Source organism: Streptomyces sp. HUAS MG91, assembly GCF_040529335.1.
GTDB classification, from domain to species: domain Bacteria; phylum Actinomycetota; class Actinomycetes; order Streptomycetales; family Streptomycetaceae; genus Streptomyces; species Streptomyces tabacisoli.
The window spans coordinates 5,576,444-5,591,099 of the sequence record NZ_CP159534.1; the positions used below are offsets into that span (position 1 = coordinate 5,576,444).

At 71.6% G+C, this 14,656-nt stretch carries 14 protein-coding genes; 10 read left to right on the forward strand and 4 right to left on the reverse strand.

The window, feature by feature from the left end; genetic code table 11:
* Positions 1–18 precede the first annotated feature (18 nt).
* Genes rsgA through ABII15_RS25580 form a run of 3 tightly spaced genes read right to left on the reverse strand, consistent with a single transcriptional unit; the run spans position 19 to position 3,106 of the window.
* Complete coding sequence (rsgA, locus tag ABII15_RS25570) at positions 19–1,029, reverse strand: ribosome small subunit-dependent GTPase A (RefSeq protein ID WP_353944630.1); 1,011 nt, start codon at positions 1,027–1,029, stop codon at positions 19–21.
* 13 nt (positions 1,030–1,042) lie between these two features.
* Entirely contained in the window at positions 1,043–2,368 is a 1,326-nt protein-coding gene (gene aroA, locus ABII15_RS25575) for a 3-phosphoshikimate 1-carboxyvinyltransferase (RefSeq protein ID WP_353944631.1), read from the reverse strand.
* A 36-nt stretch (positions 2,369–2,404) separates the two neighbouring features.
* A complete protein-coding gene (locus ABII15_RS25580; protein ID WP_353944632.1) occupies positions 2,405–3,106 on the reverse strand; it encodes a M50 family metallopeptidase in 702 nt (233 codons plus the stop codon).
* Between the two features lie 54 nt (positions 3,107–3,160).
* On the opposite strand from ABII15_RS25580, the gene ABII15_RS25585 reads away from it, so the two are divergent.
* The 10 genes from ABII15_RS25585 (at position 3,161) to ABII15_RS25630 (ending at position 13,647) form a co-directional block, all read left to right on the forward strand.
* Entirely contained in the window at positions 3,161–3,976 is an 816-nt protein-coding gene (locus tag ABII15_RS25585; protein WP_353944633.1) for an SOS response-associated peptidase, read from the forward strand.
* 201 nt (positions 3,977–4,177) lie between these two features.
* Complete coding sequence (locus ABII15_RS25590) at positions 4,178–4,822, forward strand: alpha/beta family hydrolase (RefSeq protein WP_353944634.1); 645 nt, start codon at positions 4,178–4,180, stop codon at positions 4,820–4,822.
* A gap of 255 nt (positions 4,823–5,077) precedes the next feature.
* A complete protein-coding gene (gene sigR / locus ABII15_RS25595; RefSeq protein WP_181512660.1) occupies positions 5,078–5,752 on the forward strand; it encodes an RNA polymerase sigma factor SigR in 675 nt (224 codons plus the stop codon).
* Positions 5,749–6,039 carry a mycothiol system anti-sigma-R factor gene (gene rsrA / locus ABII15_RS25600; protein WP_351451645.1) on the forward strand — a complete coding sequence of 97 codons (291 nt, stop codon included), beginning with the start codon at positions 5,749–5,751 and terminating at the stop codon, positions 6,037–6,039. Before sigR ends, rsrA begins: the two co-directional genes overlap by 4 nt.
* A 202-nt stretch (positions 6,040–6,241) precedes the next feature.
* Positions 6,242–7,555 carry an HD-GYP domain-containing protein gene (locus ABII15_RS25605; RefSeq protein ID WP_353944635.1) on the forward strand — a complete coding sequence of 438 codons (1,314 nt, stop codon included), beginning with the start codon at positions 6,242–6,244 and terminating at the stop codon, positions 7,553–7,555.
* A gap of 185 nt (positions 7,556–7,740) precedes the next feature.
* Positions 7,741–8,973: an HD domain-containing protein gene (locus ABII15_RS25610; protein ID WP_353947195.1), complete on the forward strand. Its 1,233-nt coding sequence runs from the start codon at positions 7,741–7,743 to the stop codon at positions 8,971–8,973.
* 105 nt (positions 8,974–9,078) lie between these two features.
* Positions 9,079–10,059, forward strand: coding sequence for a hypothetical protein (locus ABII15_RS25615; protein ID WP_353944636.1), 981 nt, complete (start codon positions 9,079–9,081; stop codon positions 10,057–10,059).
* A gap of 148 nt (positions 10,060–10,207) precedes the next feature.
* On the forward strand, positions 10,208–10,861 hold the full coding sequence (gene def, locus ABII15_RS25620; RefSeq protein WP_353944637.1) for a peptide deformylase: 654 nt from the start codon (positions 10,208–10,210) through the stop codon (positions 10,859–10,861).
* Between the two features lie 462 nt (positions 10,862–11,323).
* On the forward strand, positions 11,324–12,262 hold the full coding sequence (locus tag ABII15_RS25625; RefSeq protein ID WP_353944638.1) for a multidrug MFS transporter: 939 nt from the start codon (positions 11,324–11,326) through the stop codon (positions 12,260–12,262).
* The gene (locus ABII15_RS25630; protein WP_353944639.1) at positions 12,259–13,647 is read left to right on the forward strand and encodes a cytochrome P450; all 1,389 of its coding nucleotides are present in this window, start codon (positions 12,259–12,261) and stop codon (positions 13,645–13,647) included. Before ABII15_RS25625 ends, ABII15_RS25630 begins: the two co-directional genes overlap by 4 nt.
* Here the strand turns inward: ABII15_RS25630 and ABII15_RS25635 are convergent, their stop codons facing one another.
* Entirely contained in the window at positions 13,648–14,610 is a 963-nt protein-coding gene (locus ABII15_RS25635; RefSeq protein WP_353944640.1) for a helix-turn-helix domain-containing protein, read from the reverse strand.
* Between the last annotated feature and the right edge of the window lie 46 nt (positions 14,611–14,656).

The window sequence follows — 14,656 nt, forward strand, 5'->3', positions numbered from 1 at the left end:
CAGCAAACAAGCCCGAGGTCAGTCCCCCTCGCGCCGCTCGCGCGTCGCCAGCAGCCGCCGCAGCGAGTACAGCCGCGCCGGATCCGCGTGCCCCTCCTGCACCCAGGCGTCCAGCGCGCAGTCCGGCTCGTCGTGGCTGCACGCGCGCGGGCAGTTCTCCGTACCGGGCTCCAGGTCGGGGAAGGCGTGGATGACCCGGGACGGATCCACGTGGTGCAGGCCGAACGAGCGCACGCCCGGAGTGTCGATCACCCAGCCGGCGTCGCCCGACAGGGGCAGGGCCAGCGCCGAGGTGGTGGTGTGCCGGCCGCGCCCGGTGACCGCGTTGACATGCCCCGTGGAGCGGCGCCGGTCGTCCGGGACGAGGGCGTTCACCAGGGTCGTCTTGCCGACGCCGGAGTGGCCGACGAACGCGGTGACCTTGCCGTCGAGCTGCTCGCGCACCCGTGCGACCGCCGTGCCGTTCTCCAGCTCCTCGCGGCTGGTCACCACGTAGGGGATGTCCAGGTCCCCGTACAGGTCGAGGATCTTGGCCGGGTCCGCCAGGTCCGACTTGGTGAGGACCAGGAGCGGGGAGAGCCCGCCGTCGAACGCCGCGACCAGACAGCGGTCGATCATGCGCGGGCGCGGCTCGGGGTCGGCGAGCGCGGTGACGACGGCGAGCTGGTCGGCGTTGGCGACGACGACGCGCTCGTACGGGTCGTCGTCGTCCGCCGTGCGGCGGAGCACGGACGAGCGCGGCTCGATCCGGACGATGCGGGCGAGCGTGTCCTTCTTGCCCGACAGATCGCCGACGACCGACACCCGGTCGCCCACGACCGCCGCCTTCCGGCCCAGCTCACGGGCCTTCATCGCGGTGACCGGGACGTCGTCGATGAGGACGGTCAGCCGCCCCCGGTCGACGGTGAGGACCATGCCCTCCGCGGCGTCCTCGTGCTTGGGCCGGATGTTCGTCCGCGGCCGGTTCCCCTTGCGGTTGGGGCGCTGGCGGATGTCGTCCTCGTCGGTGTTCTTGCCGTAGCGGCGCATCGCGTTACGTTCCCTACGACCGGTCGGTCCCGAGCATCGCGGTCCACATGTCCGGAAAGTCCGGCAGCGTCTTCGCGGTCGTCGCCACGTTCTCGATCTGCACGCCCTCCACGGCCAGGCCGATGATGGCGCCCGCGGTCGCCATGCGGTGGTCGTCGTACGTGTGGAAGATCCCGCCGTGCAGCCGGCGCGGGCGGATGTGCAGGCCGTCGGCGGTCTCGGTGACGTCACCGCCCAGCTCGTTGATCTCCTTGGTGAGCGCCGCCAGCCGGTCCGTCTCGTGCATCCGCAGATGGGCGACGCCGCGCAGAGTGGACGGGCCGTCGGCGAGGGCGGCGACGGCCGCGATGCCCGGGGTCAGCTCGCCGACCTCGCTCAGGTCCACGTCGATGCCGTGCACGGTGCCGGAGCCGGTGAACTCCAGGCCCCGCTCGGTCAGCTCACAGGCGCCGCCCATCCGCGTGAAGATGTCGCGCAGCGCGTCGCCGGGCTGGGTGGTGTGGGCCGGCCAGTCGGGGATCGTCACCGTGCCGCCGGTGATCAGCGCGGCGGCCAGGAACGGCTGGGCGTTGGAGAGGTCCGGCTCGATGACGATGTCCCGGCCGAGCAGGGCGCCCGGCGTGACCCGCCACACGTTCGCCTCGCCGCCCGACTCCGGGGTGTCCACCTGGGCGCCGATCGCGCGCAGCATGTCGACCGTCATCCGGATGTGCGGCATCGAGGGCAGCGTGGAGCCGGTGTGACGGACCTCGACGCCCTGGTTGAAGCGCGGCGCCGACAGCAGCAGCGCCGACACGAACTGGGACGAGGACGAGGCGTCGATCTCGACCGTGCCGCCGTCGAGCGCGCCGCCGCCGTGCACCGTCAGGGGCAGCGCGCCCCGGTTCTGGTCGTCGATCCGGGCGCCGAGCGCGCGCAGCGCGTCGATCACGCCGTGCAGCGGACGCTCGTACGAACGGGGGTCGCCGTCGAACCGGATCGGCCCGTCGGCGAGCGTCGCGACCGGCGGCAGGAAGCGCATGACCGTGCCCGCGTTGCCCACGTCGACCGTGGCCGGGCCCTGGAGGCCCGACGGGATGACGCGCCAGGCCTCGCCGGAGCCGTCCGGGCCCACGCCCTCCTCGATGCCGACGCCCATGGCGCGCAGGGCGCCCGCCATCAGCAGGGTGTCGCGCGAGCGCAGCGGGCGGCGCAGCCAGCCCGGCTCGGCGGCGAGGGCGGCGAGGACGAGTGCCCGGTTGGTGACGGATTTCGACCCCGGCACCTGGACGGTCGCGTCGACGGCGCCGCTCGCGAGAGGGGCGGGCCAGAGTGCGGTGTGCGCGGGGTTCGTGGTCATGCCTTTACTTTAGTGGGCCCGTGCGGACCCACCTGTTCACCGGCCCAGGAGCCAGCGACCGCCGCCCAGTAGTGAGCACAGTGAGACGGCGTGGAAGAAAAACAGCCACATGCCCGCGGGGACGTGCGTGAGGCGGGAGAGCTGGTCCGCGTCCGAGTCGCCGGCACCGCCCCTGCGCCGCTTCGACTGGAGCTCGAACGCCGGACGGACGCCGCCGAGCAGCAGGAACCACACCACCGCGTACGCGAACGCCGCCTGCACCTGCGGCCCCGCCAGCCACGACACCAGCAGGAACGCGCCGCCCGAGACGACGACCGTGAGCACGCCGTACGCGTTCCTGATCATCACCAGCATCGCGACCAGCAGGGCCGTGGCGAGCCAGAGGAGCAGCGTGATGTGCCCGGCGCCGAGCAGCGCGGCGCCGCCGAGGCCCAGCAGCGGCGGGGCCGTGTATCCGGCGGCCGCGGTCAGGATCATGCCGAGGCCGTGCGGCTTGCCGCGGCTCACGGTCAGGCCGCTGGTGTCCGAGTGCAGCCGGATGCCGTCGAGGCGGCGGCCCATCAGCAGCGCGATCAGGCCGTGGCCGCCCTCGTGGGCGATGGTGATGGCGTTGCGCGAGAGCCGCCAGACGTTGTGCGGGACGATCGCGGCGAGGGCGACGACGCCGGTGGCGATCACCACCCACAGGTCGGGGTCGGACTGGGTTCCGAAGATCCGGTCCCAGAGGCTGGCGTCCATGGTCTTTCCCGGCTCCCGTTCGGTGGGGGGCTTGCTTCTGGCACTGTGGCACGTATGTGCGGACGGTATGCATCGAGTCGTAGCCCCGAGGATCTCGCAGGAATCTTCGAGATCGAGAAGTGGGAGCCGGAGGAGGCCTTCGACCCGGACTTCAACGTGGCCCCCACCAAGGAGGTCTACGCGGTTCTCGACCGCCCCGTGAAAGACGCCGCCGACCCGCGTCCGGTTCGCCAGTTGCGCAAGCTGAAGTGGGGGCTCGTGCCGTCCTGGGCGAAGACGCCCGAGGGCGGCGCCCGCATGATCAACGCGCGGGCCGAGACCGTCCACGAGAAGCCCTCGTACCGGCGGGCCTTCGCCGCGCGGCGCTGCATCGTCCCCGCCGACGGCTATTACGAGTGGGTGACCGGGACCGGTGAGCGGGATCTGGAGGTCGAGGGCAAGAAGAAGCGGCCGCGCAAGCAGCCGTACTTCGTGACGCCGGCCGACGGGTCCGTGTTCGCGATGGCGGGCCTGTACGAGTTCTGGCGCGACCGGACGCTGCCGGACGAGCATCCGCTGGCCTGGTGGGTGACGTGCTCCGTGATCACCCTCGAGGCCGAGACCGCGCCGCTCGGGGTCGCGCCCAAGGAGGGGCCGCGGTCCCTTTCCGACATTCATCCCCGGATGCCGCTGATGCTGACGCCGGACCGGTGGGATGCCTGGCTCGATCCTTCGCGTACCGACGTGGAGGAGGTACGGGGGTTGCTGGCGGCGCCGCCGGAGGGGCTGATGCGGGCGTATCCCGTGTCCACCGCCGTGAGCAATGTCCGCAACAACGGCCCCGAACTCCTGACCGAACTGGACGGCCCGGAAGAGGCCACCCTCTTCTAGATTGTCGGCCCGGTGCGGCCCGGTGGCCGCTTCTCGCGCAGTTCCCCGCGCCCCTGAGGCATGCGCTCCGCGCAGCCCCCCCGATGAGATGCCGCACGAAGTGCGCATCTCAGGGGCGCGGGGAACTGCGCGACCAGCCACGACGAGACCCGCACCCGAAGAACGGCGTCGATCCGGCCCCCCACCCGGCACCATGATCGCGTGACCCCAGTAACCGAGACCCAGACCGTGCCCACGCGGAGCGGAGACGCGCGGATCACCTGGCATCACGCCCCGCACCCGACCCAGATCCTGGCGGCGAGCCACGGCGCGGGCGGCGGCATCGAGGCCCGCGACCTCCAGGCCCTCGCCACGACCCTGCCCGCCCACGGAGTGACCGTCGCCCTGGTGGAGCAGCCCTGGCGCGTCGCCGGGAAGAAACTGGCCCCGGCCCCGAAGACCCTCGACGCCGCCTGGCACGACCTGTGGCCCGCCCTGACCGCCCCCGGACTCCCGGTGATCGCCGCGGGCCGCAGCGCCGGCGCCCGCGTGGCCTGCCGCACCGCGGCCGACCTGGGCGCCGCCGCCGTCCTCGCCCTGAGCTTCCCGCTGCACCCGCCGGGCAGGCCGGAGAAGTCCCGGGCCGGGGAACTGCTCGGCGCGGGGGTGCCGACCCTCGTCGTGCAGGGCGGCAACGACCCGTTCGGCAAGCCCGCCGAGTTCCCGGACTCCCCGCTCTACGAACTCGTCGAGGTGCCCTACGGGGACCACGGCTTCGCCGTCCCCAAACGCGCCCCCGTCGGCCGGGACGAGGCCCTCACCACGCTCACCGACGCCGTCGCCGAGTGGACCCGGTCACTCGTCTGAACCCCGGATGAACACCGGGAATGTGGAGCGCGGGACGAATGTTGTCGCCACTACCGGTGCACACCATTCGTACGAGAGGAAGTCCGCCGCATGGGTTCGACCATCTGCCCCAGTCGCAGCACCGCTCCTGACCTGGAGTGGAGCGTGCTGACGGCTGCCAAGACCGCTCCTATTCGGGCGGCGGGCGGACCGGATCGTCGTCTATCCTCCGATTCGGGTGGAGCCTTCCCGGGTTCCACGACGTCGCTTGAGGAGGTGGGTCCGGTCACAGGGACCGACGCAGGGACCGAACACGGCCAGCCCGACGAGCGGCCCGAGCCGGTGGAGACCGCCACCGAGCGCAGTGCGCGCTTCGAGCGGGACGCGCTGGAGTTCCTCGACCAGATGTACTCGGCCGCGCTGCGGATGACGCGCAACCCGGCGGACGCCGAGGACCTGGTGCAGGAGACGTACGCGAAGGCGTACGCGTCGTTCCACCAGTTCCGTGAGGGCACCAACCTCAAGGCGTGGCTGTACCGCATCCTGACGAACACCTTCATCAACTCGTACCGCAAGAAGCAGCGCGAGCCCCAGCGCAGTGCCGCCGAGGAGATCGAGGACTGGCAGCTCGCGCGCGCCGAGTCGCACATGTCGACCGGTCTGCGCTCCGCCGAGTCGCAGGCGCTCGACCACCTGCCGGACTCGGACGTGAAGTCGGCGCTCCAGGCGATCCCGGAGGAATTCCGCATCGCGGTCTATCTCGCCGACGTAGAGGGCTTTGCGTACAAGGAGATCGCGGACATCATGGGGACACCCATCGGGACAGTGATGTCCCGGCTCCACCGGGGCCGCCGTCAGCTGCGCGGCATGCTCGAGGACTACGCCCGTGACCGCGGGCTCGTCCCGGCCGGCGCCGGAGAGTCGAACGAAGCGAAAGGCTCGGGCTCATGAGCTGCGGAGAGCCGCACGAGACGGACTGCGCGGAAGTCCTCGACCATCTCTACGAGTTCCTCGACCACGAGATGCCGGACTCCGACTGCACCAAGTTCGAGGTGCACTTCGAGGAGTGCTCCCCGTGCCTGGAGAAGTACGGCCTCGAGCAGGCCGTGAAGAAGCTGGTCAAGCGGTGCTGCGGCTCGGACGACGTGCCCAGCGACCTGCGGGCCAAGGTCATGGGGCGGATCGAAGTGATCCGCTCCGGACAGGGCGCGCCCGACGAGGGCACCCCGCTCGCCTGAGCCCGGCGGCCCTCCTTCCATCGTCGTAGCCAACTGCCCCACCTCGTGTGGCAGTTGGGAGACGGTTCGCCGTCAGTTTCACTCGATCGTGCTAATCCAGGGCCCTCTGTCCCCGTATTCGACGTGATGGCGCCCGGCCGGCGCGTCCCGCGGCCTAATCTCTGGTCTCCGTGAACGGAACGTCACGGGGAGGGAGTTGGGCATGCGGTCGGTTACGCCGATGGCCGGTGCGTATGTACTCCTGACGGCAGGCGCGGGCGCCTTCTGCGCGGCGCCCGCGTTCTCCCCCGGTACCTCCTGGCCCGCCGTCGCGCTGCTCGCGTGCGTGTACGTGGGCTGCGGCCTGGCCGGGCGCGGGCCCCGGGGCATGGGGACGTTCTATCCCGTACTGCTCGCAGGAGCGTTTCTGCTGCCGCCGTCGGCCGCGGCCCTCGTCGCCGTGCCCGGCGCCCTGCTCGGGCAGGTCGAGCAGCGCCCGAAGTGGCTGCGCCGCGCGTGGCGGGCGGCCCAACTCGCCGTCGCCGTATGGGCGTCCGCACAGGTCTTCGGAGCGCTCGGCGGGCCCGACGCGGTCTCCGGACCCCGGTTCCCGTACGCGCTCGTGCCCGGCGGCGCCGCCGTGCTCGCCTTCTGCGCCGTGCTCACCCTCCTCGACGGCGGGATCCTCGCCGCCGCCGAGCGCGTTCCGCTGCGCGGCGCCTGGCGCGGGCTCTTCCTGCGCTGTCTCGCGCCGGTGGCCGTGCACGGGCTCGCCGGGCTGATGATGGCGGTGCTGTGGACGAGCTCGTACGGGCCGGTGGCGGCGCTGCTCGTCGTGCTGCCGATGTGCATCTCCTGCTGGGTGTTCGCCCAGTACCAGCGCGAACGCTCGGCCCACCAGGCCACCATCCGCGCCCTCGTGCAGGCCGTCGACATCAAGGACGGGTACACGCGCGGACACAGCGAGCGGGTCGGGCAGGCGTCCATGATGATCGCCCGTGAGCTGGGGATGCCCGACGAGCGGGCCGAGGTGCTGCGGTTCGCCGGGATCCTGCACGACGTGGGGAAGCTGGGTGTGCCGACACGGCTGCTGCGCAAGGACGGGCCGCTGACCCCCGAGGAACGCAAGGTCATCGAGCTGCATCCGGAGTACGGGCACGAGATGGTGCGCGGCATCGGCTTCCTCGGGGAGGCGCGCGCCGCGATCCTGCACCACCACGAGCGGCTGGACGGCAGCGGATATCCGTACGGGCTCGTGGGGACGGAGATTCCGGAGTTCGCCCGGGTCGTGGCGGTGGCCGACGCCTTCGACGCGATGACGTCGACCCGGACGTACTCGCGGGCGCGGCCCGTGCCGGTGGCCGTCGCCGAGCTGGAGCGGTGTGCGGGGACGCAGTTCGATCCGGTGATGGTGGGGGCGCTGGTGCGGGCGCTCGACCGGGAGGGGTGGCATCCGATGGTGACGGCGGACGAGACGGGCGGGGTTCCCGGTGCCCGGGCCGAGGCGGTTCCGCTGCGCGGGGCTTCGGCGCGGTGAGCGGGGGCGGGACCGACGGGCGGGCTTCCGGCGCCGAGGGCGCCGTGCCGGGGCTGCGGCCCGAGCCCGAAGGAGGCGCACCCGGCGCCGGGGGCCGCCTTGCCCACCCTGCCGCCCTTGGCGGCAGATTGCCCAAGGCGGCGGGGGAGCCGGAGGGTGTGGGCGGCGGCAGGGTGCCCAAGGCGGTGGTCGTGGTCGTGGTGTACTCCGTGGCCGGAGTGCTGACCCTCGTGGCCTTCGCCGCCACCGTCGGGCGTGGGCTCGACGAGCGCGGGGTCGCGCTCGGGTTCGGGGTGCTGGTCGCCGTGGGGGAGCTGGCGCGCTGGGGCGGCGGCGGGGACCGGGAGTCCGCGCCGCTCGGGGCCGCGGGCGCGCTGGCGTACGCGCTGCTGGGATCGGTCGCCGGACACAGCACGCACCACGGGGTGCTCCAGGTCGTCGCCGTCGCCGTGGCGGGCGCGCTCGTCGGCTGCGTCCCGCACGTGGCCCGGGGCCGCGGGCCCTCGCTCGACCACATGGCGCGGCGCGTGCTGACCGTCTGGTTCGCCGCCGCCTGCTTCCAGCCGCTGTACAACCAGGGCAGGGCCGCGCAGTGGTTCGGCGACGGGGCGCCCTACGCGCTGTTCGTCGTCGGCCTGCTGGCGCTGACCGGGCTCTGCGACGCCGTGCTGGCCGCGGCCATGGCCCACGCGCGCACCCGCTGGCCGTTCGGGCCGCTGCTGCGCGACGAGATGCGGGCCATGCTCGGCATCGGTACGGCCGTCGGCGCGACCGGGGCGGTCCTCGCACTGGCCGTGGCCGTGGCCGGGCTGTGGGCGCTGCCCGTCATCAGCCTGCCGCTGCTCCTGACCCAGCTGGCCTTCCGGCGCTACTCCGCGGTCCGCGCCACGTACCGCCAGACCATCGCCTCGCTGGCCCGTGCCACCGAGATCGCCGGGTACACCCCGCACGGGCACGCCCACCGGGTCGCGGCGCTGAGCCGTGCCATAGGGCGCGAGATGGGGCTCTCCGGACCGGACCTGACCGTTCTGGAGTACGCGGCCCTGATGCACGACATCGGGCAGCTCTCGCTCGTCGACCCGGTGCGGGACGGGGCCACCGCGACCCTGCCTGTCACCCAGCAGCGCCGGATAGCACTCCTCGGCGGGGCCGTCGTCCGGCAGACCGGGGTGGACTCCCAGGTGGCCGTCGTGGTCGAGCGGCTGGCCGATCCGTACCGGGAACAGCCGCTCACCGCACGGATTGTGCGGACAGCGAACGCCTACGACGAGATGGCCAGGGGAACAGGACCTCAGGGACCCCTCGCCGCCCTGGAAGGACTGCGTCTGGCCACCGGCAGGGAGTACCAGCCGGAGGTCGTCGAGGCACTGGCCAGGGTGGTGTCGCACCCCGGTCTGAGCCTAGGGTCGGCGGGGTAACCCATGGGTAATGAGCGGGTCTCCGACCGTCCGTGGTTGGATGCAAAAGAGCGACCAAAGAGGGGGTCCGGGGGCACGGGCCTCAAGTATCGGCAGGCGGGAATCGTGAGGATCTTCGGCAAGGGACGGCACCGACCCTCCGCCTCGTGGCGGCAGGCCACAGATCGTGCGTTCACGCTGATCGGCGACGGGCGGTACGAGGACGCGGGGGCGCTGCTGACCCGTGCTGCCGACCTCGAACCGTGGCTCTCCGAGTCCTGGTTCAACCTCGCGCTGCTGCACAAGTTCCGGCACGACTGGGAGCAGGCGCGGACGGCCGGACTGCGCGCCGTCGCCCTGCTGGACCGCGAGACGGGCGCCCCGGACTGGTGGAACGTCGGGATCGCCGCCACCGCCCTCCAGGACTGGCCGCTGGCGCGGCGGGCCTGGCAGGCGTACGGGCTGCGGGTGCCGGGCGGCGCCACCGCGGCCGGCGAGCCCACGGGCATGGAGCTCGGCAGCGCCGCCGTGCGGCTGTCGCCGGAGGGCGAGGCCGAGGTCGTCTGGGGGCGCAGGCTCGACCCCGCACGCATCGAGGTGCTGTCGATCCCGCTGCCCTCCTCCGGGCGGCGCTGGGGCGAGGTCGTGCTGCACGACGGGGTGCCGCACGGCGAGCGGACCACCGCCGCCGGGCACTCCTTCCCTGTCTTCGACGAGATCGAGCTGTGGGCGCCGTCGCCGGTGCCGACCTGGGTCGTGCTCCTGGAGGCCGCCACCGAGTCCGACCGGGACGCCCTGGAGCGGCTGGCCGCCGACGCCGGATTCGCCGCCGAGGACTGGTCCTCGTCGGTGCGGCTGCTGTGCCGGATGTGCTCGGAGTCCCGGATGCCGTCCGACGAGGGCGACGAGGAGCACCTCGATCCGCACGACCACAGCGAGCCGGGGCATCCCGGGCCGCTGGGGCACCGGACCGACGGGCAGCTGTGGGTGCCGGAGCGGGAGTGCGGGGTGGCCGCGCCGGCTTCTCTGGTGCGGGGGCTGCTCGACGGGTGGGTCGCCGATTCGCCGGATTCGCGGGACTGGCGGGATCTCGAAGAGGTGTGCTGAGGTGCGCGGTCGGCCGCGGACGCGTCGTGGCTGGTCGCGCCCCGCGGCGCAGCCGCTGACGGGCACGGTCCCGCGCCCCTTGCGGGGCTCCGCTCCCCGTACCCTGTCAAGGTAACCCCGCGTATTCCCAGGAAGGCTCACGTCCGTCATGGCTCAGCAGGACACCGACGACCAGCAGCACGGCGGCGTGCTCCCCGTCGACGACGAGGGATTCGTCGTCGACACCGAGGACTGCGAGGCACGCGAGGCGGCGTACCGGGAGCGGGGGACGTCGCGGCCGATCACCGTCGTCGGGAACCCGGTCCTGCACCGGGAGTGCAAGGACGTCACCGAGTTCGACGACGAGCTGGCCTCGCTGGTCGACGACATGTTCGCCAGCCAGCGCACCGCCGAGGGCGTCGGCCTCGCCGCGAACCAGATCGGCGTGGACCGCAAGGTCTTCGTGTACGACTGCCCGGACGACGAGGGCGTGCGCCACACCGGCGTCGTCTGCAACCCGGTGCTGCGCGAGCTGCCCGCCGACCGGCGCCGCCTCGACGACTCCAACGAGGGCTGCCTGTCCGTGCCGACGGCCTACGCCGAACTCGCGCGCCCCGACTACGCCGTGGTCACCGGGCAGGACGAGAAGGGCAACCCCATCACCGTGCGCGGCACCGGCTACTTCGCGCGCTGCCTCCAGCACGAGACGGACCACCTGTACGGGTACCTCTACATCGACCGGCTGTCGAAGCGCGAGCGCAAGAACGCCCTGAAGCAGATGGAAGAGGGCACCCCGCGCTACCCCGTGGTCGCCAACGACTGATTCACACCGCCCCGACACGGCGCCCGGCCCGGAGAGATCCGGCCGGGCGCCGTTCGCGTTCCCGCACCGACCTGGGCAGGTGTGCGATCGCACGCGCGGGTGTGCGCCCGCGCGTGCGAACAAGATCGGCCGAACATGATTCAGATCCGGTCATGTAAGGGGACGAATCCGGCGACTAGGGGTAGTGAGGGGAGCAAATCCGTTCCCAGAACGGTCAGTTGTGGTGCTGAATAGAAAGCGCGGGGATACGCAACGGCGCGCGCCCGGCACCGCGGGAGGGGTGTACGCCTTCGGCCGACAGAGAGGGGTTTGTTCGTGCCTGCCTATCCACATGCTCCACATGCGGCAGTACCGCCGGCGTTGGCACTACCGGTGATCGAGGACGCGTTTCCTCGCAAACTGCATCCGTATTGGCCAAAGCTTCAGCGGAAGACACGCACCTGGCTGCTCGAAAAGCGCCTCATGCCCGCCGACAAGGTGGAAAAATATGCCGACGGTCTGTGCTACACGGACTTGGTCGCCGGATATTACATGGGTGCGCCCGACGACCTCCTGGAGGCGATAGCCGACTTCAGTGCGTGGTTCTTCGCCTGGGACGACCGGCACGACCGTGACGTGATCCACGGCAGGACGACGAACTGGCGCCGGCTCGTCGTGCAGTTGCACGCGGCCACGGAGACCCCGCAGCTGCACCTGGACCACCCGGACCCCCTGGTCGCGGGCTTCGCGGACTGCTTCGACCGGTTCTACGGCCGGCTGAGCCGGTCCTGGGACGCCCGGTTCGCGCGCCACTTCCACGTGGTGATCGACGCGTACGACGAGGAGTTCCGCAACAGGATGGCGGGGACCGTGCCGACGGTCGACGAATACATCGCTCTGCGGCGGCGCACTTTCGCCCACTGGATCTGGATAGACCTCCTCGAACCGGTCGCCCAGTACGAACTCCCCACCTGGGTCAGGAAGAACGAGGCATTCATGCGGGCCGCACTCGCGACCCAGGATTTCTCCGCCTGGTACAACGACCTCTGCTCGCTCCCCAAGGAACTCGCGGGACAGGAATTGCACAACCTCGGGATAAGCCTCATCAAGCATGAGGGTATTTCCGTGCGGGAGGCCGCGAACGAAGTGCACAGGAGGGTCGAGGGAACCATCGCCGATTTCCTCGACGCCGAAAAGGAGATCGAGCGGACCGAGGTCTCCGCCGAACAGATCGGACCGCACGGAAGGGAACTCGCGGCGGCCATCAGGTCGTGCGTCGAGAACATGCGGAACTGGTTCAGTTCCGTGTACTGGTTCCATCACGAATCGGGGCGCTATCAGGTCGACACCTGGGACGACCGGGCCACCCCGCCGTACATCACCGACACGCCCCGGACCGATCAGGTGGGTGACCGCGCATGACCCTCGAATCCACGTTGCCGCACCCGGCACGGACACCGGAGACGGAGCCGAAGCCGCCGCCGCCCGCCCCCGGCGGCGCGCCGCTCGTCGGCCACGCCTGGAACCTGCTGCGCGACCCGCTCGCCTTCCTCACCTCGCTGCGCGACGGCGGCGAGGTGGTGCGGATCAGGCTGGGGCCCAAGGCGGCCTTCGCGGTGAACTCCCCGGAACTCGTCGAACGGCTCCTGCGGAGCCCGGACTACCTGGTCGGCGGCGCCCTGTGGGACACCCTCGGGGTGCTCCTCGGCCAGGGCGTGGCGACCAGCAACGGACAGCGGCACCGGCGCCAGCGCCGGGCGCTGCAGCCCGCGTTCCGGCCGGACCGGATCGCCGAGTACGGCGCGCTGATGGCGGAGGAGGCGCAGCGTACCGCCGACGGGCTGCGCCCCGGGCAGACCGTCGACATCGCGGGCGAGATGTTCCGTACCGCGACCCGGACCGCGGCCCGCTCGCTGCTGTGCATCGAGGCGCTGGACGAGCGCGCCGAGCGGCTGTGCACGGCTCTCGGCACCGTTTTCGACGGGATGTACCGGCGGATGATTCTCTCCGTCGGGCCGTTCTACCGACTGCCACTTCCGGCCAATCGGCGATTCGCGCGGGCGTTGGCCGATTTGCATCGGCTGGTCGACGAGATCATCGCCGAACGACGGGACGCGATGGCATCCGGAAGCAATGGGGAAGAGCTCCTCACCACATTGCTCAGGGCGCGCGACGAGAACGGCGAACTGGTCACCGAACAAGAGGTCCACGACCAAGTCATCGCACTGCTCGTCGCCGGTGGCGAGAATGTGGCGAAGACCCTGTCCTGGACCCTGCAACTTCTCGCCGAACACCCGGACCACGAAAGGCGGCTGTACGAGGAAGTTGAATCCGTGACCGGTGGCCGGCCGGTCGCTTTCGGCGACCTGAAGAAACTCGCATATATGCGGAATCTCATCACCGAGTCGATGCGGATTCGTCCGGCGGCCTGGATATTCACCCGGGTCGCCGCCGTCGACACCGAGCTGGGCGGGTACCGGATCCCGGCCGGGACCGACATCTTCTACAGCCCGTACGCGATGCAGCGCGACCCGCGCTCCTTCGAGGACGCGCTGGACTTCGACCCCGACCGGTGGCTGCCGGAGCGCCGCACGCAGGCCGCGCAGACCGCGCACCAGCCCTTCGGCACCGGCAACCGCAAGTGCCCCGGCGATCACTACAGCATGACCGAACTGGCCCTGACCCTCGGCGCGCTGGTGGCCAAGTGGCGGTTCGTGCCCGTGCCGGAGACGGACTCGACCCCGCGGCTGGGCATCACGCTCCAGCCCAGGAAGGCCGTGCTGCGGGTGGAGGCGCGGACGCCCTAGCTAACCGGCCAGCCGTACCCGGAAGGTGCGGCGGAAGGCGTTCGGGGTCGTGCCGAGCACCTTCATGAACTGGTGGCGCATCGCCGCGGCGTTGCCGAACCCGGCGCGCCCGGCGATCGCGTCCACCGTCTGGTCCGTGCCCTCCAGCAACTCCTGCGCGAACAGCACCCGTTGGCGCAGCAGCCAGCGGTAGGGCGTGGTGCCCGTCTCCTGGAGGAAGCGGCGGGCGAAGGTGCGCGGCGACATGTGCGCCCGCGCCGCCAGCTCCTCCACGGTCACCGGGTCGGCCAGGTGCCGCTCCATCCAGGACAGCACCTCGCCGACGGTGTCGCAGCGCGTCGCCGGCAGCGGCCGCTCCACGTACTGGGCCTGGCCGCCGTCGCGGTGCGGCGGGACGACCATGCGCCGCGCGATCGTGTTGGCCACCTCGGCGCCGTGCTCGGTGCGCACGATGTGCAGACAGGCGTCGATGCCCGCGGCGGTGCCGGCCGAGGTGATCACCGGGCCCTCGTCGACGTAGAGCACGTCCTGGTCGACGCGGGTGCGCGGGAACTGCCGGGCGAGCTGACGCGCGTACCGCCAGTGGACCGCGCAGCGGCGTCCGTCGAGCAGTCCCGCGGCGCCGAGCACGAACACGCCCGCGCAGAGGCTGAGCACGCGCGCTCCCCGGTCGACCGCCCGCCGCAGCGCGTCCAGGAGTTCCGGCGGGTAGGAGTCGAAGCGCCGTCCCGCCGAGGGGATCGCGATGAGGTCCGCCTCCTCCAGCCGTTCGAGGCCGTACGGGGTGGAGACGGTCATGCCGGGGACATGGGTGGTCAGGGACGGGCTCTCGGCGGAGACCACCGCGAAGTCGTACACGGGCAGCCCCGCGTCACCGCGGTCGAGCCCGAACACCTCGCAGGCGACGCCGAGTTCGAAGGGATGCACACCGTCGAGCAGCACTGCGGCCACGTTCTTCAGCATGTTCACCAGTGTGCCGCAGAGTTGGCAGGAATTCACGGTCTGATGA

What these genes read in the sequence shown, in the direction of transcription:
- ABII15_RS25625 (WP_353944638.1), top strand. Translation starts at nt 11,324, where the DNA reads ATGCCCGCCGACAAGGTGGAAAAATATGCCGACGGTCTGTGCTACACG.
- def (WP_353944637.1), top strand. Translation starts at nt 10,208, where the DNA reads ATGGCTCAGCAGGACACCGACGACCAGCAGCACGGCGGCGTGCTCCCC.
- ABII15_RS25630 (WP_353944639.1), top strand. Translation starts at nt 12,259, where the DNA reads ATGACCCTCGAATCCACGTTGCCGCACCCGGCACGGACACCGGAGACG.
- ABII15_RS25635 (WP_353944640.1), bottom strand. Translation starts at nt 14,610, where the DNA reads ATGCTGAAGAACGTGGCCGCAGTGCTGCTCGACGGTGTGCATCCCTTC.
- aroA (WP_353944631.1), bottom strand. Translation starts at nt 2,368, where the DNA reads ATGACCACGAACCCCGCGCACACCGCACTCTGGCCCGCCCCTCTCGCG.
- ABII15_RS25585 (WP_353944633.1), top strand. Translation starts at nt 3,161, where the DNA reads ATGTGCGGACGGTATGCATCGAGTCGTAGCCCCGAGGATCTCGCAGGA.
- rsrA (WP_351451645.1), top strand. Translation starts at nt 5,749, where the DNA reads ATGAGCTGCGGAGAGCCGCACGAGACGGACTGCGCGGAAGTCCTCGAC.
- rsgA (WP_353944630.1), bottom strand. Translation starts at nt 1,029, where the DNA reads ATGCGCCGCTACGGCAAGAACACCGACGAGGACGACATCCGCCAGCGC.
- ABII15_RS25580 (WP_353944632.1), bottom strand. Translation starts at nt 3,106, where the DNA reads ATGGACGCCAGCCTCTGGGACCGGATCTTCGGAACCCAGTCCGACCCC.
- ABII15_RS25605 (WP_353944635.1), top strand. Translation starts at nt 6,242, where the DNA reads ATGCGGTCGGTTACGCCGATGGCCGGTGCGTATGTACTCCTGACGGCA.